General features: G+C 43.8%; 19 protein-coding genes. 10 read left to right on the top strand and 9 right to left on the bottom strand.

The features are described from left to right. Nucleotides 1-114: 114 nt before the first annotated feature. The 7 genes from FTU19_RS00455 (at nt 115) to FTU19_RS00425 (ending at nt 8,469) form a co-directional block, all read left to right on the top strand. Complete coding sequence (locus FTU19_RS00455; RefSeq protein WP_180129855.1) at nt 115-717, top strand: phosphatase PAP2 family protein; 603 nt, start codon at nt 115-117, stop codon at nt 715-717. 35 nt (nt 718-752) lie between these two features. Beyond that, on the top strand, nt 753-2,024 hold the full coding sequence (locus FTU19_RS00450; RefSeq protein ID WP_180129853.1) for an efflux RND transporter periplasmic adaptor subunit: 1,272 nt from the start codon (nt 753-755) through the stop codon (nt 2,022-2,024). Between the two features lie 13 nt (nt 2,025-2,037). Further along, on the top strand, nt 2,038-5,208 hold the full coding sequence (locus FTU19_RS00445; protein WP_159123402.1) for an efflux RND transporter permease subunit: 3,171 nt from the start codon (nt 2,038-2,040) through the stop codon (nt 5,206-5,208). A gap of 5 nt (nt 5,209-5,213) precedes the next feature. After that, nucleotides 5,214-6,680, top strand: coding sequence for a multidrug efflux RND transporter AdeIJK outer membrane channel subunit AdeK (gene adeK / locus FTU19_RS00440; RefSeq protein WP_103799675.1), 1,467 nt, complete (start codon nt 5,214-5,216; stop codon nt 6,678-6,680). Between the two features lie 136 nt (nt 6,681-6,816). Then, entirely contained in the window at nt 6,817-7,614 is a 798-nt protein-coding gene (locus FTU19_RS00435) for an RsiV family protein (protein ID WP_159123400.1), read from the top strand. A 57-nt stretch (nt 7,615-7,671) separates the two neighbouring features. After that, nucleotides 7,672-8,028, top strand: a complete 357-nt coding sequence (locus FTU19_RS00430) for a YbjQ family protein (RefSeq protein ID WP_103799673.1) — start codon at nt 7,672-7,674, stop codon at nt 8,026-8,028. A gap of 3 nt (nt 8,029-8,031) precedes the next feature. Further along, a complete protein-coding gene (locus tag FTU19_RS00425) occupies nt 8,032-8,469 on the top strand; it encodes a YbjQ family protein (protein ID WP_180052313.1) in 438 nt (145 codons plus the stop codon). Here the strand turns inward: FTU19_RS00425 and def are convergent, their stop codons facing one another. Next, nucleotides 8,470-8,958, bottom strand: a complete 489-nt coding sequence (gene def / locus FTU19_RS00420) for a peptide deformylase (protein ID WP_180129851.1) — start codon at nt 8,956-8,958, stop codon at nt 8,470-8,472. A 316-nt stretch (nt 8,959-9,274) separates the two neighbouring features. Here def and FTU19_RS00415 point away from each other — a divergent pair, with 316 nt between their 5' ends. Further along, nucleotides 9,275-10,552 (top strand): MFS transporter, encoded by a 1,278-nt coding sequence (locus tag FTU19_RS00415; protein ID WP_180129849.1) that lies wholly within the window; start codon nt 9,275-9,277, stop codon nt 10,550-10,552. 53 nt (nt 10,553-10,605) lie between these two features. On the opposite strand, the gene FTU19_RS00410 is transcribed toward FTU19_RS00415, so the two are convergent. Further along, nucleotides 10,606-11,103 (bottom strand): DUF2505 family protein, encoded by a 498-nt coding sequence (locus tag FTU19_RS00410; RefSeq protein WP_159123396.1) that lies wholly within the window; start codon nt 11,101-11,103, stop codon nt 10,606-10,608. A gap of 138 nt (nt 11,104-11,241) precedes the next feature. Continuing rightward, nucleotides 11,242-11,514, bottom strand: coding sequence for a hypothetical protein (locus tag FTU19_RS00405; protein WP_004784921.1), 273 nt, complete (start codon nt 11,512-11,514; stop codon nt 11,242-11,244). A gap of 157 nt (nt 11,515-11,671) precedes the next feature. Between FTU19_RS00405 and FTU19_RS00400 the strand changes: the two genes are divergently transcribed. Continuing rightward, entirely contained in the window at nt 11,672-12,553 is an 882-nt protein-coding gene (locus FTU19_RS00400; protein ID WP_180129847.1) for an alpha/beta fold hydrolase, read from the top strand. 26 nt (nt 12,554-12,579) lie between these two features. Here the strand turns inward: FTU19_RS00400 and FTU19_RS00395 are convergent, their stop codons facing one another. Next, entirely contained in the window at nt 12,580-13,065 is a 486-nt protein-coding gene (locus FTU19_RS00395; protein WP_180129949.1) for a hypothetical protein, read from the bottom strand. Nucleotides 13,066-13,455: 390 nt separating this feature from the next. On the opposite strand from FTU19_RS00395, the gene FTU19_RS00390 reads away from it, so the two are divergent. Next, nucleotides 13,456-13,902, top strand: a complete 447-nt coding sequence (locus FTU19_RS00390; protein ID WP_180002160.1) for a GNAT family N-acetyltransferase — start codon at nt 13,456-13,458, stop codon at nt 13,900-13,902. A gap of 13 nt (nt 13,903-13,915) precedes the next feature. Here the strand turns inward: FTU19_RS00390 and FTU19_RS00385 are convergent, their stop codons facing one another. From FTU19_RS00385 to FTU19_RS00365, 5 genes are all read right to left on the bottom strand, one after another. Then, nucleotides 13,916-15,703, bottom strand: a complete 1,788-nt coding sequence (locus FTU19_RS00385) for a GGDEF domain-containing protein (RefSeq protein WP_257225432.1) — start codon at nt 15,701-15,703, stop codon at nt 13,916-13,918. A 231-nt stretch (nt 15,704-15,934) separates the two neighbouring features. Beyond that, nucleotides 15,935-16,273 carry an FKBP-type peptidyl-prolyl cis-trans isomerase gene (locus tag FTU19_RS00380; protein ID WP_159123393.1) on the bottom strand — a complete coding sequence of 113 codons (339 nt, stop codon included), beginning with the start codon at nt 16,271-16,273 and terminating at the stop codon, nt 15,935-15,937. Nucleotides 16,274-16,353: 80 nt separating this feature from the next. After that, on the bottom strand, nt 16,354-16,977 hold the full coding sequence (locus tag FTU19_RS00375) for an MgtC/SapB family protein (protein ID WP_103799665.1): 624 nt from the start codon (nt 16,975-16,977) through the stop codon (nt 16,354-16,356). 89 nt (nt 16,978-17,066) lie between these two features. Then, complete coding sequence (locus FTU19_RS00370; protein WP_159123391.1) at nt 17,067-17,597, bottom strand: YaeQ family protein; 531 nt, start codon at nt 17,595-17,597, stop codon at nt 17,067-17,069. A gap of 100 nt (nt 17,598-17,697) precedes the next feature. Continuing rightward, complete coding sequence (locus FTU19_RS00365; protein ID WP_159123390.1) at nt 17,698-18,702, bottom strand: GTP-binding protein; 1,005 nt, start codon at nt 18,700-18,702, stop codon at nt 17,698-17,700. Nucleotides 18,703-18,744: the final 42 nt, after the last annotated feature.

Here is an 18,744-nt window from a genome sequence, read left to right as displayed (position 1 = left end):
AAAAATGGAATTTGCATAAAATACGCACTCTTGAAAAAAAGTGTACTGGCAAGTACACTTTAGCGCAGACAGTTAACCGGTTGAATAACGGTTAAAAGGACAAGGATTTTTGGCATGCATTACTTGTTACTTATTGTCGGAATTTTATTTTTAATTTTCAGTGTGTTATTTCTTGATATTGCAACTTTAAGCCAGTTAGATGTGCTTGCAATAGAATGGATTAGCGGCTATCGCACAGAATTTTTAAATCAAATTAATCAGTCCTTATCAGTGATAGGTGGCATGCCATTTGTATTATTTTTATCCACACTATGGTGTATTTTTCTACTGTGGTATAAAAAGTATGCAAGCGTAATTTTTATATGTATCGGAATTATCGGAGGAATTCTCCTAGGCTGGCTTTTAAAATTCAGTATTGCCCGACCTCGACCAGCAGAGTCTTTTCATCTGGTTGAAAGCTATGGAAGCTCCTTCCCGAGTGCCCATAGCGTCTATGCAGCCTGTCTCGGCTGTCTGGCAATATTCATATATCGGCAACATCCCCGACATACCATCATCTGGATGGGTGCAGGTGCATGGATGCTGATTATGGGTATTTCAAGAGTTTATCTAGGTGTACATTTTCCTTCAGATGTCATATCCGGCTGGAGTATAAGTTTTATTTGGATTTCGTTGTGGTATATGGTCTGGATCAGATATTGCACGGTTCACAAATAAAAAAATTTAGATAAGAATCCAATTGAGGTGGAACAATGATGTCTGCAAAGCTTTGGGCACCCGCCCTGACTGCTTGCGCATTAGCAACAAGTCTTGCACTTGTTGGTTGTAGCAAAGATCCTAAAGAGGGCCAGCAAGCTGGTGCTCAGCAGCAAATGCCACCGACTGAAGTCGGTATTCTTGTTGCACAGCCACAAAGTGTCGAGCAGTCTGTAGAGCTCTCAGGTCGTACAACAGCATTTGAGATTTCTGAAGTACGTCCACAGGCTAGTGGTGTGGTGCTTAAACGCTTATTCACTGAGGGTAGCTATGTCCGTGAAGGTCAGGCGCTTTATGAAATCGATTCAAGCACTAACCGTACTACTGTTGATAATGCCCGTGCTGCGATTGCCCGTGCTGAAGCGAATTTAGGTGTATTGCGTGTTAAAGAAGGCCGTTACCGTCAACTGGTCGGTACCAATGCCATTTCTAAACAGGAATACGATGACATTGCAGCACAGGTCAAACTGGCTGAAGCTGATTTGAATGCCAACCGTGCAACTTTACGTAATGCTGAAATCAACCTGGGCTATTCAACCGTACGTGCCCCGATTTCTGGTCAAACTAACCGTTCTTCGATTACGGCGGGTGCGTTAGTGACTGCAAATCAGACAGAACCACTGGTTACGATTCAGCGTCTAGATCCAATCTATGTAGATATCAACCAATCCAGTGCTGAACTGCTGCGCCTGCGTCAACAGCTAAGCAAAGGCAACCTCAACAGCTCAAACAACACCAAAGTGAAGTTAAAGCTTGAAGATGGCAGCATCTACCCTGTCGAAGGCCGTCTTGCATTCTCGGATGCCAGCGTGAACCCTGAAACAGGTACTGTGACTTTACGTGCAGTATTCCCGAACAAGAACCATTTACTTCTGCCAGGTATGTTTGCCACAGCGCAAATCGTACAAGGCGAAATTCCAAATGCTTTCCTGATTCCACAAGCGGCGTTAACCCGTACGCCTACGGGTCAGGCCATAGCGATGCTGGTGGGTGCTGACAATAAAGTAACTCCACGTCCAGTAACGACAGTCGGTACTCAAGGTAGTAACTGGATCGTAACCGAAGGTTTGAATCCGGGTGATAAAGTGATTGTTGACGGTATTGCTAAGGTAAAACCTGAACAGCAAGTGGTGCCTAAACCTTATCAACCTCAAGCGGCTGCCCCACAAGGTGCTGCTCAACCAGCTGCACAGCAACCTGCAGCAGATGCAAAAAAGGCAGATGATGCAAAGAAACAACCTGAACAAAAACCTGCTGCAAATGCATAAGGAGTAATGGTTCATGGCTCAATTCTTTATCCATCGCCCGATTTTTGCATGGGTGATTGCATTGGTAATTATGCTGGCGGGTATTTTGACCATCAGCAAAATGCCAATTGCTCAATATCCGACGATCGCGCCACCGACAGTCACCATTTCTGCGACTTATCCGGGTGCATCTGCAGCGACTGTAGAAAATACAGTAACGCAGATCATCGAGCAGCAGATGAACGGTCTGGATGGCTTGCGTTATATTTCTTCGAACAGTGCCGGTAACGGTCAGGCATCCATCGCCTTAAACTTTGAACAGGGTGTCGATCCTGATATCGCACAGGTACAGGTACAAAACAAGTTACAGTCAGCGACTGCACTTTTGCCTGATGATGTACAACGTCAGGGTGTACGTGTTACCAAATCTGGTGCCAGCTTCCTTCAGGTATTAGCTTTCTATTCGCCTGATGGCAGCCTGACTGCAGATGACATTAAAGACTATGTGAACTCAAATATTTCTGAACCTTTAAGCCGTGTGGCCGGGGTTGGTGAAGTTCAGGTCTTTGGTGGTTCTTATGCAATGCGTATCTGGCTGGATCCAGCCAAAATGGCTAGTCTGCAAGTGACTCCAAGTGATGTGGCTCAGGCAATCCGTACCCAGAACGCTCAGGTGGCTGTCGGTCAATTAGGTGGTGCGCCACAGATTGAAGGGCAGGTACTGAATGCGACGGTGAATGCGCAAAGTCTGCTGCAAACACCTGAACAGTTCGAAAACATCTTCCTGAAAAATACTACTTCAGGTGCACAAGTCCGTCTGGGCGATGTCGCACGTGTAGAACTGGGTGCAGACAACTACCAGTTTGATTCTAAATTCAACGGTAAACCGGCTGGCGGTGTTGCGATTAAACTTGCAACCGGTGCCAATGCGCTGGATACCGCTGAAGCAGTTGAAGAGCGTTTAAAACAGTTACGTCCGAACTATCCTCAAGGGATGGTAGATACCCTGGCATTTGATACCACACCATTTATTCAGTTATCGATTGAATCGGTGGTTCATACCCTAATCGAAGCGGTCATTCTGGTCTTCATCGTGATGTTCCTGTTCTTGCAGAACTGGCGTGCAACGATTATTCCAACCATGGCCGTTCCAGTGGTTGTACTGGGTACTTTTGCAATCATTAATATCTTCGGCTTCTCGATCAATACCTTGACCATGTTTGCGATGGTTCTTGCAATTGGTCTGCTGGTCGATGATGCGATCGTTGTGGTCGAAAACGTTGAACGTGTCATGGCTGAAGAGCATCTTGATCCTGTGAGCGCGACTGCAAAGTCGATGAAACAGATCTCTGGTGCGCTGATCGGTATTACCTCTGTACTGTCTGCAGTATTCGTACCAATGGCATTCTTTGGTGGTTCTACAGGGGTTATCTATCGCCAGTTCTCAATCACGCTGGTCACAGCAATGGTTCTGTCTCTGGTGGTGGCCTTAACCTTTACCCCTGCCCTGTGTGCGACCATTCTGAAACAGCATGATCCGAACAAGCCGCAAAGCAACAACCCGGCTGCGCGTTTCTTCCGCTGGTTTAACCATAGCTTTGACCGTGTTTCTGTGAAATATCAGGGCGGTGTCAATCGTATGACCCACCACAAGATTTTCTCCGGTATCATCTATGCGGTGGTGATCGGGATTATTGTGCTGATCTTCCAGAAACTGCCTTCTTCATTCTTACCTGATGAGGACCAAGGTGTCGTGATGACGCTGGTACAGTTGCCACCAAATGCAACCTTGGAACGTACCGATAAAGTCATCAATACCATGACAGGCTACTTCCTGGAAAATGAAAAAGATCATGTCCAATCTGTCTTCAGTGTGGCTGGTTTCTCATTCACAGGTGTAGGTCAAAACGCTGGTCTGGCATTTATCAAACTGAAAGACTGGTCTGAACGTACCACACCAGAATCACAGGTCGGTGCAATTATCCAGCGTGGTATGGCACTGAACATGATTGTGAAAGATGCGTCTTACATCATGCCATTACAATTGCCAGCAATGCCTGAACTGGGTGTATCTGCCGGCTTTAATATGCAGTTAAAAGCAGCAAGTGGTCAAAGCCATGAGCAACTTTTAGCAGCGCGTAATACTGTTCTGGGTCTGGCTGCACAAGACAAACGTCTTGCAGGTGTTCGTCCAAATGGTCAGGAAGATAACCCGCAGTACCGTGTGATTGTCGATCATGCACAAGCCGGTGCTTTAGGTGTCAGCATTTCTGAAATTAACAGCACCATGAGCATGGCGTGGGGTGGTTCGTACATTAACGACTTCCTTGACCGTGGTCGTGTGAAAAAAGTGTACGTTCAGGGTGAAGCCAGCTCTCGTATGATGCCGGAAGACCTGAACCAGTGGTATGTTCGTAACAACCGTGGCGAAATGGTTCCGTTCTCGGCATTCGCAACCGGCGAATGGACCTATGGTTCGCCTCGTCTGGAACGCTATAACGGCGTATCTGCGATGAACATTCAGGGTACACCAGCACCGGGTGTGAGCTCAGGTGATGCAATGCGCGCAATGGAAGAAATCATTGCCAAGCTTCCTGAAATGGGCATGCAAGGTTTCGACTATGAATGGACTGGTCTGTCTCTGGAAGAACGTGAGTCTGGCGCACAAGCACCATTCTTGTACGCGCTTTCACTGTTGATCGTGTTCCTGTGTCTGGCTGCATTGTATGAAAGCTGGTCAATTCCATTCTCGGTTCTTCTGGTTGTACCGCTAGGTATTGTGGGTGCATTGTTATTGACCTTTGGCGGTATGATTCTGTTTAAAGACCCGAACCTGTCGAATAACATCTACTTCCAGGTAGCGATTATTGCCGTAATTGGTCTTTCTGCGAAAAACGCAATCTTGATTGTGGAATTCGCCAAAGAGCTGCAGGAACAGGGCGAAGAGTTGTTTGATGCAACCTTGCATGCGGCAAAAATGCGTTTACGTCCAATTATCATGACCACCCTTGCCTTCGGTTTTGGTGTACTTCCACTAGCACTTGCTTCAGGTGCCGGTGCGGGTAGCCAGCACTCTGTCGGTTACGGTGTCCTCGGTGGTGTAATCAGTTCGACGCTTTTAGGTATCTTCTTTATTCCTGTATTCTACGTGTGGATTCGAAGTATCTTTAAATACAAACCAAAACAACAAAATCAGGAGTACTAGTCGTAATGCAAAATATATGGTCTATTACAGGTCGTAGCATTGCGGTATCTGCCCTCGCGCTTGCTTTGACTGCATGTCAAAGCATGCGTGGCCCAGAGCCCGTTGCAGAGGCGAATATCCCAAGCAGTTATACCAATGCTTCAGGTACTTCTGTAGCAGAACAGGGTTATAAAGAATTCTTTGCTGACCAGCGCCTGTTACAGGTACTGGACTTGGCATTGACCAATAACCGTGATTTGCGTACTGCCGCATTAAACATTCAGCGTGCCCAACAGGCTTATCAGATTTCTGAAAATGACCGTCTGCCAACCATTGGTGCGAGCGGCAGCGTGTTACGTCAGGATACTGGCAGTAACAACCCGCAAAGCCGTGGCGCTGTGACGACTTATAATGTCGGTCTAGGCGTAACTGCATTTGAGCTAGATTTCTGGGGTCGTGTGCGTAGCTTGCGTGACAATGCTTTAGATACTTATCTGGCGACTCAAAGTGCGCGTGATGCGACTCAGATTTCTCTGATCGGTCAGGTGGCCCAAGCATGGCTGAGTTACTCATTTGCCAATGCCAATCTGGCGCTGGCTGAGCAAACGCTGAAAGCCCAGCTTGAATCTTACAACCTGAACAAGAAACGTTTTGATGTGGGGATCGATAGCGAACTTCCAGTACGTCAGGCGCAAATTTCTGTTGAAACTGCGCGTAATGATGTTGCCAACTATCGCACCCAGGTGGCTCAGGCACAAAACCTGCTAAATCTGCTTGTAGGTCAACCTGTACCGGCCAACCTGTTACCGGCACAACGTGTTACCCGCATTACCTCTAATGCGGCACTAGGTGCAGGTTTACCAAGTGATCTGCTGATTAACCGTCCGGATGTACGTGCAGCTGAATATCGTCTGTCTGCGGCAGGTGCCAATATTGGTGCTGCCCGTGCGCGTCTGTACCCAACCATCAGCCTGACGGGTTCTGCAGGTTTTGCATCTGCGGATCTGGGTGATCTGTTCAAATCTGGCAGTTTTGCGTGGTCTATAGGCCCAAGTCTGGATATTCCAATTTTCGATTGGGGTACACGTCAGGCCAATATTCGTATTTCTGAAACAGATCAGCAAATTGCGCTGTCAGATTATGAAAAATCCATTCAGACTGCATTCCGTGAAGTGAATGATGCCCTGGCGGTACGTCAGAATATTGGTGACCGTATTGCTGCTCAACGCCGTCTGGTTGATGCGACTAACACGACTTACCGCCTGTCTCTAGCACGTTTCCGTGCCGGTATTGACAGCTATCTGACTGTACTGGATGCACAACGTGCTTCATATGCAGCAGAACAAGGTTTGTTATTACTTGAACAGGCGAATCTGAACAGCCAGGTTGAGCTGTACAAGAGTCTTGGTGGTGGTTTGAAAGTTAACACTTCAGACACCGTACCGTATCGCCCGTCTGTGACCGAACAGCGTCGTGCCGAACAGGCAAAATAAGCTTAATCTCTTTTTCAGAAAAGCTCACTTCGGTGGGCTTTTTTATACGTTGGTCCAATAGCCGATATATTTTATTGAATCAAGAAATCTGTATACTCAATTGGATCAGACTTAACACTTTATAAAATGTAAATCGATGAAAAAAATATTGTTATCTGCCTTGGTAAGTTCAATTTTCTTAACCGCATGCCAACAAAAAAATACAGTAGATTCAAAACCTGAACCAACAGCGGAAACCGTCGCTGAAAAAGAAAGCTTACCGTTGATTAAGGCTAAAACTGAACGTGTACAGCTCAGTAAAAATGAAGTATGCCATCCAGCCAGTGAGGATGAGTTTGCCAGTTGCACTAAATATCATCTGCAAACAGTGAAAACGAATGTAAATTGGTTAAACCAATATTTTTTGGAGCGTTTACAAAAAGACCATGCTGAAGCTTTCGACAAATCACCTGCTGTAGAGGTCACTCTTGATCCTGAAATGCCATCAACCAACTACAGTACCACTGCTGTACGTTATATCGGTCAGCATTACAATATCGCAAACTTTACATACTTTTCCGAATATTACCCAGCAGGCGCTGCACATGGTATGCATCATAGTGACTACGTTATTTTTGATCTCAATACCAAGCAGCGTTTAAGCCTGAATGATATTTTGGCACCTGCAAGCAAAGAAAAACTCAAAACTGAACTTTACGAACATAATCGTGAGTGGCTTGAACAACATCATATTGAGCAAAATGCATTTGAAGTAAGTGATAATTTCTATTTCAATGCCAATGGAATTGTATTTGTCTATCCATTGTATGAATTGGCTTCTTATGCAGAAGGTATTACTGAACTTGAACTTCCCTATTGGTCAGCTCAAGGGGTGATCCAAACAAAGTATTTACCCCAGCTGCCTGAGTCATCTGAAGAAATTTATAATGACTAAACTATCTATTTTAAGTGTAATAATAATCAAAGTATTTTTTCTAATTTAGGGATATGAATGTTACTCAGCAATCTGGAATCTGTACCGGGACATACCATTCGCCAGCAAATCGATGTGGTCTATGGCAGTACTGTGCGCAGTAAGCATGTTGGACGTGATTTGCTGGCCGGCCTGAAAAATATTGTCGGTGGCGAGTTGACCGCTTATACCGAATTACTGGAAGAATCCCGTCAGGAAGCCATGAACCGAATGATTGAAAAAGCTCGCAGTATGGGTGCCAATGCGATTGTAGGTATCCGTTTTTCTACCTCAAATATTGCCCAAGGTGCTTCTGAACTGTTTGTTTATGGCACAGCAGTCATCGTTGATCCGGTCATGCCTAAACTGCCTGATCCATTTCCACAGGCGAACTAATGCATGGACGGATTGATTATACAGATTGTCATTTTCGCCATTCTGTTCAGCGTGGGTTTCGGTTTTGGTCGCTATAACGAGCGCAAGCATCTGCAATATCTGGATGAACAGGAACAACGTTTGGCTTATATCCGGGTCAATAATAGCCGTTTCATCGAATCTACATTCCCCGGCCATATGATCAGCAGCAATGTGGTGATTTCACATGATTACTTTAAATATGCGATTGCTAATGTGCAAAACATGTTAGGTGGCCGTTTGACCAGTTATGAGAGTGTCGTTGAACGGGCACGACGTGAAGCTATAGTACGATTAAAACTGGAAGCAGAAAAAATGGGTGCTGACCAGATTATGGGAATCCGTCTCAGTACGACTGAACTTGGCATGCAAGGTGGTATGGTTGAAGTCTTCGCTTATGGCACCGCAATTCAAGCCAAGTAATTATGCTTCTGCAAGCTTCTCTACAAATAGAATTCCATTCAAGTGATCAATTTCGTGCTGTACAATTCGTGCCGGAAAGCCTTTGAACACTTGAACCATTTCATTTCCCTCTAAGGTAAAATAACGTACCTGAATCTCTTCTGCTCGAGCTACTCTCCCTCTTTGTTCGGGCACACTTAAACAGCCTTCCTCACCCAATACTTGCGTAGCTGAAGCACTGATAATCTCCGGATTGATCATGGTCACAGCTTCCATATACGGCGCGTCTGGATAACGTAAATTGGGCCGTGATGCGACAATAATAATGCGTTTAGAGACATAAACCTGCGGTGCTGCAATGCCCACACCCTGACGTTGCTGCATGGTTTCCATCAAGGCACTATTAAATTGCCGCAACCAGTCATTGTCAAATTCAGCTTGTGTGACCGGACTGGCAATTAAGGTCAAAATGGTCTCGCCTTGCTGCGCCACCGCCAAGGTATTTGTCATCACGTTATCCTGCAATTTTTCATCCAACTCTATCTTAGAGAGAAAATTACAGAATGAACATCATACTAAAATGAATAAATATCCTTAAAAAAGATAAGCTGGGTTTTAAGTAATATGTCGAAATCCAGCTTATTTTTGCCTTAAAAACTTCACCTGAAAGGAAAATAATTAATCAAAACATTCCAAATAATTTTATTCATTTAAATTTTAATAACTTTTAGTTTAGATTAAACAAAGAAAGATTGATTATTCAAGAAAATAACCCTTCTTTAAAATCAGCACTCAAGTCATGGATATTAAATAATGGAACGACCACATGAATGCACAACCCTATCTGAGCCGTGCTGATAAACGCACCCTCGGACTATCGTCCCTAGGTGGCGCACTGGAATTCTATGATTTTGTCATTTATGTGTTCTACGCCAAATTGATCTCTGAACTGTTCTTTCCAAGTAACCTGAGTCCGTTTTGGGCCATGCTAAATACCTATGGCATCTTTGCCGCAGGCTATTTCTTTCGCCCACTCGGCGGTGTGGTGATGGCGCATTTTGGGGATCTGATCGGTCGTAAACGTCTATTCAGTCTATCCATCTTGCTGATGGCGCTACCGACCCTCATGATCGGGATCATGCCGACCTTTGAAAGTATTGGTTATGCTGCACCATTGCTGCTGCTATTGATGCGTGTTGTTCAAGGTATTGCGATTGGCGGTGAAATTCCGGCAGCCTGGACCTTTGTGTCGGAGCATGTACCTGAAGGCCGGATTGGGATTGCCAATGGCTTGCTTACTGCTGGTCTGTCTCTCGGGATTCTACTCGGTGCTCTGATGTCGCTGTTTATTTCCCTTCAATTCACTGAAGCGGAAATCAAAGGCTGGGCTTGGCGCGTTCCCTTCATTCTAGGTGGGATTTTTGGTTTTGTGGCCCTTTACCTGCGCAGTTATTTGAAAGAAACTCCAGTTTTTAAAGCCATGCAGGCGAAAAAAGAACTGGCGAAAGAATTACCAGTCAAACAGGTACTATTAAGCCACAAAACTGCTGTAGGCATTGGGATGTTATTTACCTGGTTCCTGACCGGCTGTGTAGTAGTGTTAATTCTGGCGATGCCGAATTTACTGGTGGCCAGTTTTGGCTTCGAACGTGCTGATGCATTCAAGATGCAAAGTGCTGCAATCCTAATGCAAATGCTCGGCTGCATTATCGCTGGTGTACTGGCTGACCGTTTCGGTGCAGGCAAGGTCATTTTACTTGGCTCTATTTTTGTCGCGGCAATGGCCGGGATTTTTTATCACAGTCTGGGTCATGTTGAAGCGTCAACGGTGTTCATGCTTTACATGTTGCTCGGTCTAAGCTCAGGAACCGTGGGCATGGTGTCCTATAGCATGGTGAAAATGTTCCCGGCACAAATCCGTTTCAGCGGAATTTCATTTTCCTATAATCTGGCCTATGCGATTGCAGGTGGAATCACCTTGCCACTGGTGCAATGGTTGAGCCTGTATAGTAATATTGGTGCCCTGTACTATATCTGGACTGTGTGTCTAGTGACCCTATTCACTGCCCTGCTTTACCGCAGCAAATTTGAAAAAACAGCCTAAAATAAAAAAGAGCCTGACTCAAAGGCTCTTTTTCTAATCGTAAAAATACGAGCTTAAGCTGTCAGATTCTTGCGTAGCTCATCTTCCACGATGCTGATCTCGATTTCACTGAACTTACGGATTTCACCTTCGGCATGTTTTTCTAGCATGCCACCGACCAAAGGCACTTTCACATTCACCGTCCAGTTTAACTGGAACTGGATCTGCTGTTCATCACCTGTAACGGCACGCTGACATTTGGCTTCAATTGGCAGATTGGCACCTAGTTCCACAACAGAAGTCATTTCTTCTAAATTGCTGACATCGGTACGTTGCAAGCGAAATGCATCTTTTAGCAGTTTTTTGGCAATATCTGGGATTTTGACATCCAGATTGTAGGCACGTTTCAGGGTATACAGATGTCCCTGCTTTTCTGAAACCAGAATTTCCATATTTTGAGCAGGGATCCGATGACAAACCGCTTCATGCAAACTGATGTCATTTGCCAGACGTTTAAACTCATCAATCGAAACACCGCGAATAATTGCATTTACGGTAAACTGGTGGGCCATATCTATTTTCCTTATTTTTATTAGGGGTTATGGACTCAAATTAAGTCAAATGAATCATCTGACAGAGAAGATAAGCTATTTAAGTCAATTTTACATCGGCTGTCATTATTTTTTTATTGAGAAAAATTGGCATTGAGGTCAATGTTTCCAGGCAATTTTTGCAGATATACAGGGTCCACAGCTGAGTAAAAGCTGAACTTCACGATACTCAATGACCGCATGAAATTCTTCTGCCCCATCATCTAGGCCGGAAGCATACCAGACCGTACCCGCAGGAAATTTCTTTAACCAGCTGGCCTTATAAAAATCAGAAACGGAATCAAACTGTAAATAGTGTTCCGGTTCAGCTTCAACCTGAGTCGCTAAAGCCATAAATTTCTGTAATTGTGCCTGATGAAAATCAATCAGCATGAGGTAGCCCTTCCTTTTGTATGAGGCGATTACATGCCATATAGGTAAGCATAGATGTCATTTACGACTCGTGAGTTTTGACATCATGGCTTAGATCAGATTAAAAATAATATAGATTCACCTCCCCTGATTCAATCCACGTATAAGGATATCCAGTATGCAACAAGGAAAAGTTCAGGTTGAAACCGTGCAGTTTCTGGCAGAAGATGGCTATACCTTAACCGGCAAGCTTTACCGCAGTGAATATGCCAAAGCCAATATTGTCATCGCCTGTGCGACAGGTGTTCCCCAAGCTTTTTACCGGCGCTTTGCCGATTATGCAGCACATGCAGGTTTTCAGGTACTGACTTTTGATTATCGTGGGGTGGCTGATTCTGCGCCTAAATGTTTAAAGAATTTTAAAATGTCATATCTGGACTGGGGGCAATATGATCTCAGCGCTGCGATTGATTATCTCAGCCAAACCGGTCTGGACATCTATATGATTGGCCATTCCTATGGCGGACAGGCCTTGGGATTAAGCAAATATCATGATCGCATTGAAGCAATGTACTGCTTTGGCACTGGTGCTGGCTGGCATGGTTATATGCCTTTAACTGAAAGAATCAAGGTTCAGGTAATCTGGAATATTGTTTTCCCACCGATGGTAGCGGTGGCAGGCTATTTGCCATGGAGCAAACTGAATATGGGCGCCGACTTGCCGCGTGATGTTTATCGTCAATGGCGAAAATGGTGTAAAAATCCGACCTATTTCTTTGCCGATCCTGAACTGAAAGACCTGCATACCCATTATGCCGCGGTAAAAACGCCTATTTATGCCGTAGCCGCGCTTGATGATGCCTGGGCCTTACCTGAATCCAGACAGGCTTTTATGCAACATTATCGTCAGGCTCCGTTGCATTATATCAATATTCAGGCAGCTGATTATGGAATCAAGCATATGGGACATATGGGCTATTTCCGTCAGGGCGCAGAACAGCTCTGGGATGAAGTGCTCAACAAGTTCAGCGAATTACATCAACTCAAATATGCAGCTTGATTTTAGTTTCTAGAGCATTTAGCTGCTTAAGCATAACGTGCCTGTTGAACATTGGTTCGGATTTCCTGATGGTGTTCCTCGCCGAAACGGTCGACATGGGCATAAAATACCCCATAACGGCCGACATAATATTCCAGTGACTGGTCATAAAAATTCCAGAAAATTGACCATTCGCCTAAATCCATCTGACGGATTTGTGTACCGGTATGCATCGGCATCTTACGGAGTAATTCCTGCTGTAACTGCTCTGCTTCATTGCGATCCTGAATCTGAACCTGATGTTGGAAAAATAATTGCGCCACATCATCAAACAGTTCCAGCTCATAGGCATCGACCACATGCAAGGTTTCCTGAGAATCAGATTGATTCTCTTCAGCATTCCTGGAAATCGGGTCCGCTTTTTTGACACGTTTACTTTTTACATAACGCTGGGTTTTATAGATTTTCATGCCGATAAACCACATCGCATAAATTATCAGGGTTAGACATGAAAAAATCAGGAATTTAAGAATCATTGATCATCTCGTGTGGTTAATTTTATTTTTATCACGGTCTGCCAATTCTTGATTTGGCGATCTTCTTTTAACTTAACACAAGTCTATTTTTTGTACAGCAAACATGAGGATTTTTTTAGATCTTCTTGGATTTTTTCTTCGGTTGAGCCTTATTTCCCATTATTCAATTTGAAATGATAGTCTACAATCTTGTTAAAAATTAGAATTAAACCAGAAGGCCAATATTGATCAAGATAAATAAATCAGACAAATCACTACAGAATCGATCATCAACTCTTGGTTCTTTAGCAAATGCACTCAAAAAGCTACACGATTGGTATTTGTTTTTCTGAGCATTTTCCTTCAAATAAAAGGTCCCTCTTTATGGTCGAGTAAATGAATAAAATTATGATTCGTGAAGGGAAGATTCAAGATATACCTCAAATAATTCAGGTCATCCACGACAGTATTCAATCCTGTATTTTGGATCATCAACGTGAAGACAGCGTGATCCAGCGCTGGCTGGAGCAGTTTAATCACGCCCAGTTAATTGTGGAAATGCTTTATAACGACTGTTGGGTGTATATTTTGAATGATCAGATTGTCGGCTTTTTGCTGGTCAGTGACACTGGAGAAATCCTGATGCACTATGTGGCTGCACGTTTCCAGCGACTCGGGTTTGGCACCCAGCTTTTTGATCAGATGCACAAATCCTTAGTGCGTAAAAATATCCATAAAATTAAAGTCCAATCGACTCAAACGGCTTTAAGTTATTATCAAAAAAATGGATTTTTCTCACCGAATCCTCAATCGGAAAATGAAGAAAATTATCATTTATATAAATACGCTTTTTAAAATTAAAACTTTTTTATGTCATTTTAAGTTGATCTCGCCCTGCCTGCTTAGCCGCATATAACTGTACATCTGCCGCTTTCATCAGTGCATGAATATCTGGATATGGATGTGTTTGATCCATCCAGGAAATGCCCATACTGACCGTGACATAGGATTTATCATCTGTGCGATTTAAATGTTCAAATTGCTGTTCGCGAATCTTGATTAAGACTTTTTCCAGAGATTGAAATGCTGCCTGGACAGGTACATCAGTAAGTAGAATCGCAAATTCTTCTCCACCATAACGGGCTAAATACGCGGATTCGGGGAGTACCGTCTGAATGACCTTGACCAGATTCTGTAAAATTTCATCTCCTTTTAAGTGCCCATAATAATCATTGTAGTTTTTAAAATAGTCGACATCGAGCATGGCAAAAATCAGTGTACTGTGTGGATGTTGCTGACAGTATAAAAACTGCTGCTGGATTTGGTCATTTAAAGCACGGCGGTTAAAGGCACCCGTCAAAGCATCAATATTCACCTGATGTTCGAGTTTGGCATTCAGTTCACGTAATTGCTCGGTACGTGCTTTGACTTTCTGATCGAGTGAATTATTTAACTCTTTCAGATTCATATTCAACTGCTCTGTCGCATAGGTTTGATGGGCATAATTTTGCGACTGCTGAAACATAATGATCACGGCATACAGACTGGTCGAGATAAAAGACAGATGCACACTTTCAATCACATTGATCAGCAATAAATAGTCATTTATAAAGGTCAGGCATAGAAAAATGACTGCATAGAGAGTTAAGCGCGAATAATTGTCTTTATGATGCAAAGTCTGATAAAAGCCATAGATAAAATTGACCACCACGACTATCCCGAAAATCGCACTATACAAGGCCAGACGTTGAAAATTTTCCGGATCGGTCAACAGGGTTACGACACAGTTCAGTAGTAAAAGTCCTGCGGCAACACTATAAATAAATCGATGCAAATAGCGCTGATTAAACAGGTACATATAACTGAGGAAAAATAGAATCGCCAGGAAAGTGAACAGATATTCTAGGCGTGTTCCCCATAGCCAACCGAGCTTAGTCACGATCGAATAGGCATACGGCGCTGCAAAAAAGTTATGCAGGGCCAGAAAAATAATGAACAAGCCAAAGATAAAAATACTTTTGCTATTGCGTTCTGTTGATCCCCTAAACATTGAAAAAAGAATCGTGAAAAAGCCCACCCCCAGCACCAGTCCACAGACCATACTGATGCTCATCATAAGTTGCTGATACTGAAGGTTAATAGTTCCGGCTGTTCCAATGCGTATAGGCTGTTCAATCCCGCCATGTAGATGGGTATAATTTGACGCCTGAATACTCATGGTGAAATATTCACTTTCGGGAACAAAATAACCGATTCGAGGAGCCCTTTCATTTCTCTGCTCTTCCGCTGTTTTCGCAATTTCCCCATGCCGCAGAATAAATTTTCCATCGATATGGATTCGATAGGCACCATATTCAGCCGGAATATGCACGGCGATCCGACGTCCGATAAATTCTGATGGAATTTTGAAATGTCCGATAAAGGTTCCATAGCCAATATTTGAACCGGTCAGGTCTTTAAATGAAGCGGGTAATTGAACCTCTTGCGGAGTAAGTACGGAACTTGGTTCAGTAATAAACTGGTTTGGATAAAACTGCCAATTTTGGGGCAATTGGCTACTATGATCTTCAGTAAAGTGAATTTCGGAAATATGCGGTTGACTGTGCTGCGTGACAGAGGAAGATTCAAGAGATGCCTGGGCGAAAACTGGAATCATCACTAATAGGACCCAGCTAATGCTCCAAATCAATATTACAGAATAGACATTCCTTATCATGTTTTGCAAAGACAGTATTTTCCTGAAAAGTGCTTTATTCTTCTTATAATCTACGTCGAATAGCAGGGAGTGCAAAGCTTTTTTTGTAGCTCATCGGATGAAGTCCATCTAGCTATGACTTCACCCGTTCAACATTCACTCATCACAATGAATGAAGCTTATTTCAGTGAATCAATCACGTGTTTTAACATCATACAGTTCGATTTCAAAAATCAGGTTTGAATTGGCCGGGATGATATTCCCCATTTTACGTTCACCATAAGCCAAATGAGCAGGCACAATTAGTTTACGCTTACCGCCCACTTTCATACCGATAATCCCTTGATCCCAGCCCTTGATCACACGGCCAGTGCCAATCACGGTTTCAAAATAGTTACCACGATCCAGTGATGAGTCAAACTTGGTGCCATCTTCTAGCCAGCCAGTATAGTGAGTCGTAATAAGCGCGCCCTTAACCGCTTCTTTACCTTCACCCACTTTCAAATCAATAATTTCTAGCTCTTTGGTCATGACCAATATCCTTTCTCTGGCAAATACGCATAGTATAAACGGGATTAGACAGAATTCCTTTAGCTTTGAGGCTTAAAGGATTAAAAGCTGAGTTCCTGGATATTTGAATCATTCAGTAAATAGTTAGTCAATTTTTTATGATTTTCGGCGGAGCCAATTAAAATCCAGCGTCCACTAATACGGTGTTCCGTTTTATGCTGCACACTGCGAACGACTTTCATATTATAAGTTTTAAATAATTCTTCGTATTGCTCTAAGGTTTTACGTTGATAAGGACAGATAATTCGGTAGGTTCGTGCCTGACTTAAAGTTTCTATTCCCTCTTGGACATAGATCAGAAAAATCAGCACGATTAATACAATAAAAGTAGCAAACAGACTCAGCCATTCATAACCCGCGCCAGCTGCCATGCCCAGTGCTGCTGTCATCCAGATGGTTGTCGCTGTCGTAATGCCTGAAATCCGGTTTTCATCTTTAAAGATAACTCCCGCACCAACAAAGCCCAAGCCAGTAAGGATATTGGCTGCAATCCGATCCTGACTATCCAGACCAATTTTGATTGACATAATCGTGAACAAGCAGGAACTCAGACTGACCATGATCATAGTCCGCAAACCGGCAGACTTACTGCGATATTCGCGTTCTGCACCAATAATTGCACCAATACCAAGGGCAATGAGCAAACGATAAAGATCCGGATGCATATATTTATCCCTGTTTCATTTTTATTATTGTCAGGTATACGCAATTTCTGAATCAGGATACAAGCCGAGACTTGCATCCTTATTGGCTGTTATTGTAACTGTTCCCATTCAATTACAGCTTGGGCCTGATCACCGATCAAGGTCCATTCGCCATCCATGACATTCAGTTGCAGCTGCATGGTACGTTCACATAACTGTTGTACCGCTTCAGTGCTGGCGGTCGAGATTTTCCAGACCTCAACATTCGACAGCGTTTTCAGTTTGGAATTACGTTTATACCATTCATCAACTGAAGAACCATAAGCAACTACTGCGACCTGTTTGCAACGTGCGCTGGCTTTTTTGACTTTATCTTCGTCAGGACAACCCACTTCGATCCATTTCAATAATTGGCCAGTCAGGTCTTTTTCCCACAGCGCTGGCTCATCAGTCTCAAACAGATCCTTGGTAAATTCAAGCGCCTCGCCAGCAAAACGTGCATAAGCCAAAACACGTACCATCAGACGTTCAATGGTTTCCGAAGGATGCAGCGCCATCGTCAACTGATAGTCTTCATAACGATGGGTATCCATATCGGCAACGTTCAAATCTGCCTTATAAATTGTCGCTTTTAACGCCATAATACAATCCTCAAATTTGGCGCCTAGCATATAAGATTTATTGCATTTTTGCTGAACAGATTTCATCTTATCCAGCTATTTTCAACACGCAGATTCGAAGTTATTTTTCCTGAACAATCCGGCATTGCATTAAGGCGGTTTCAAATTCCAGCCAGTCACGTGAGGTCTGGTAAATCACTTCTACCCGGTTATCAATGCCTTCTTCGGCAGACTGATAATTAAACTGATCAGGATTGAAATTAAAGCTTTTCCAGCCCTGATTGGTATTAAAAATCCCTTTGATTCTGAGCCAATCCTGCTGCTCACAAAGCAGATCCAGCAGATCATAAAAATCAAACTGCCAGCGTTTTGGCAATTTCCAACCTGCCACCTGATAGCCTTGTGCACTTTCAACATAATGATAAGGCAACTGATGTACGACAGCCGGCACCTCTCCCAACACTTGGCGCTGTTGCTTGAGCAGTGGCTGAATCTGACGTGAAGCACCCTGATAATCCTGTTTGATTTGCTCAATATCCAGCTGTCCGTTTTCTATCATCAGCCAGTGCTGGGCATATGGCTGATACTCAGACTTGAGTTCAGTTAAAGCAGCATGATCAGTTTCAGTCATCAAATCAGCATGGGAAATAACCACGATATTGGCAACTTTCAGCTGATCCGCATACAGGTTCTGATGCGTCCAGTCCCGATCATGTAAACGTGAACCATCGACTACCGTGACCAGAGCCTGCATTTTCAAATGACTCTGCCAATGCGGTTCGGTGAGCTGTTCCAGCAGTTGCCCGGGATGTCCGAGTCCTGTAGGTTCAATAAATAGCCGGTCCGGTTTGGTTTCTGACAATAGCCGGGATAAAGCAATCTGCATTGGCAACTGACTGCTACAACATAAACAGCCGCCCAGCAATTCTTTCACTGCATAGCCCTGATCCTGAGGCAGTAATTGCTGGTCGACGCCAATCTGACCAAACTCATTCATCAGCACAGCCCAGACTTCTTGCTCCGGTTTCTGGCTCAGTAAATATTTTAATAAAGTGGTTTTACCAGCACCCAAGAATCCGGAAATGATGTGTACAGGAATAGGCTGCTGAGCGGCAAGAACTTTCAAAATTGATTCTCTCTCAAAGATAGAATTAGAATGAGTAAACCT

This window comes from Acinetobacter sp. YH12072, from assembly GCF_013419565.1.
In the GTDB taxonomy this organism is placed as follows: domain Bacteria; phylum Pseudomonadota; class Gammaproteobacteria; order Pseudomonadales; family Moraxellaceae; genus Acinetobacter.
Note: the sequence above shows the minus strand (reverse complement) of the source record. Positions and strands in the feature narration are given on the sequence as shown.

Coding starts and splice junctions, on each gene's coding strand:
- FTU19_RS00455 (WP_180129855.1), top strand. CDS start 115: ATGCATTACTTGTTACTTATTGTCGGAATTTTATTTTTAATTTTCAGT.
- FTU19_RS00450 (WP_180129853.1), top strand. CDS start 753: ATGATGTCTGCAAAGCTTTGGGCACCCGCCCTGACTGCTTGCGCATTA.
- FTU19_RS00445 (WP_159123402.1), top strand. CDS start 2,038: ATGGCTCAATTCTTTATCCATCGCCCGATTTTTGCATGGGTGATTGCA.
- adeK (WP_103799675.1), top strand. CDS start 5,214: ATGCAAAATATATGGTCTATTACAGGTCGTAGCATTGCGGTATCTGCC.
- FTU19_RS00435 (WP_159123400.1), top strand. CDS start 6,817: ATGAAAAAAATATTGTTATCTGCCTTGGTAAGTTCAATTTTCTTAACC.
- FTU19_RS00430 (WP_103799673.1), top strand. CDS start 7,672: ATGTTACTCAGCAATCTGGAATCTGTACCGGGACATACCATTCGCCAG.
- FTU19_RS00425 (WP_180052313.1), top strand. CDS start 8,032: ATGGACGGATTGATTATACAGATTGTCATTTTCGCCATTCTGTTCAGC.
- def (WP_180129851.1), bottom strand. CDS start 8,958: ATGACAAATACCTTGGCGGTGGCGCAGCAAGGCGAGACCATTTTGACC.
- FTU19_RS00415 (WP_180129849.1), top strand. CDS start 9,275: ATGAATGCACAACCCTATCTGAGCCGTGCTGATAAACGCACCCTCGGA.
- FTU19_RS00410 (WP_159123396.1), bottom strand. CDS start 11,103: ATGGCCCACCAGTTTACCGTAAATGCAATTATTCGCGGTGTTTCGATT.
- FTU19_RS00405 (WP_004784921.1), bottom strand. CDS start 11,514: ATGCTGATTGATTTTCATCAGGCACAATTACAGAAATTTATGGCTTTA.
- FTU19_RS00400 (WP_180129847.1), top strand. CDS start 11,672: ATGCAACAAGGAAAAGTTCAGGTTGAAACCGTGCAGTTTCTGGCAGAA.
- FTU19_RS00390 (WP_180002160.1), top strand. CDS start 13,456: ATGATTCGTGAAGGGAAGATTCAAGATATACCTCAAATAATTCAGGTC.
- FTU19_RS00385 (WP_257225432.1), bottom strand. CDS start 15,703: ATGATTCCAGTTTTCGCCCAGGCATCTCTTGAATCTTCCTCTGTCACG.
- FTU19_RS00380 (WP_159123393.1), bottom strand. CDS start 16,273: ATGACCAAAGAGCTAGAAATTATTGATTTGAAAGTGGGTGAAGGTAAA.
- FTU19_RS00375 (WP_103799665.1), bottom strand. CDS start 16,977: ATGCATCCGGATCTTTATCGTTTGCTCATTGCCCTTGGTATTGGTGCA.
- FTU19_RS00370 (WP_159123391.1), bottom strand. CDS start 17,597: ATGGCGTTAAAAGCGACAATTTATAAGGCAGATTTGAACGTTGCCGAT.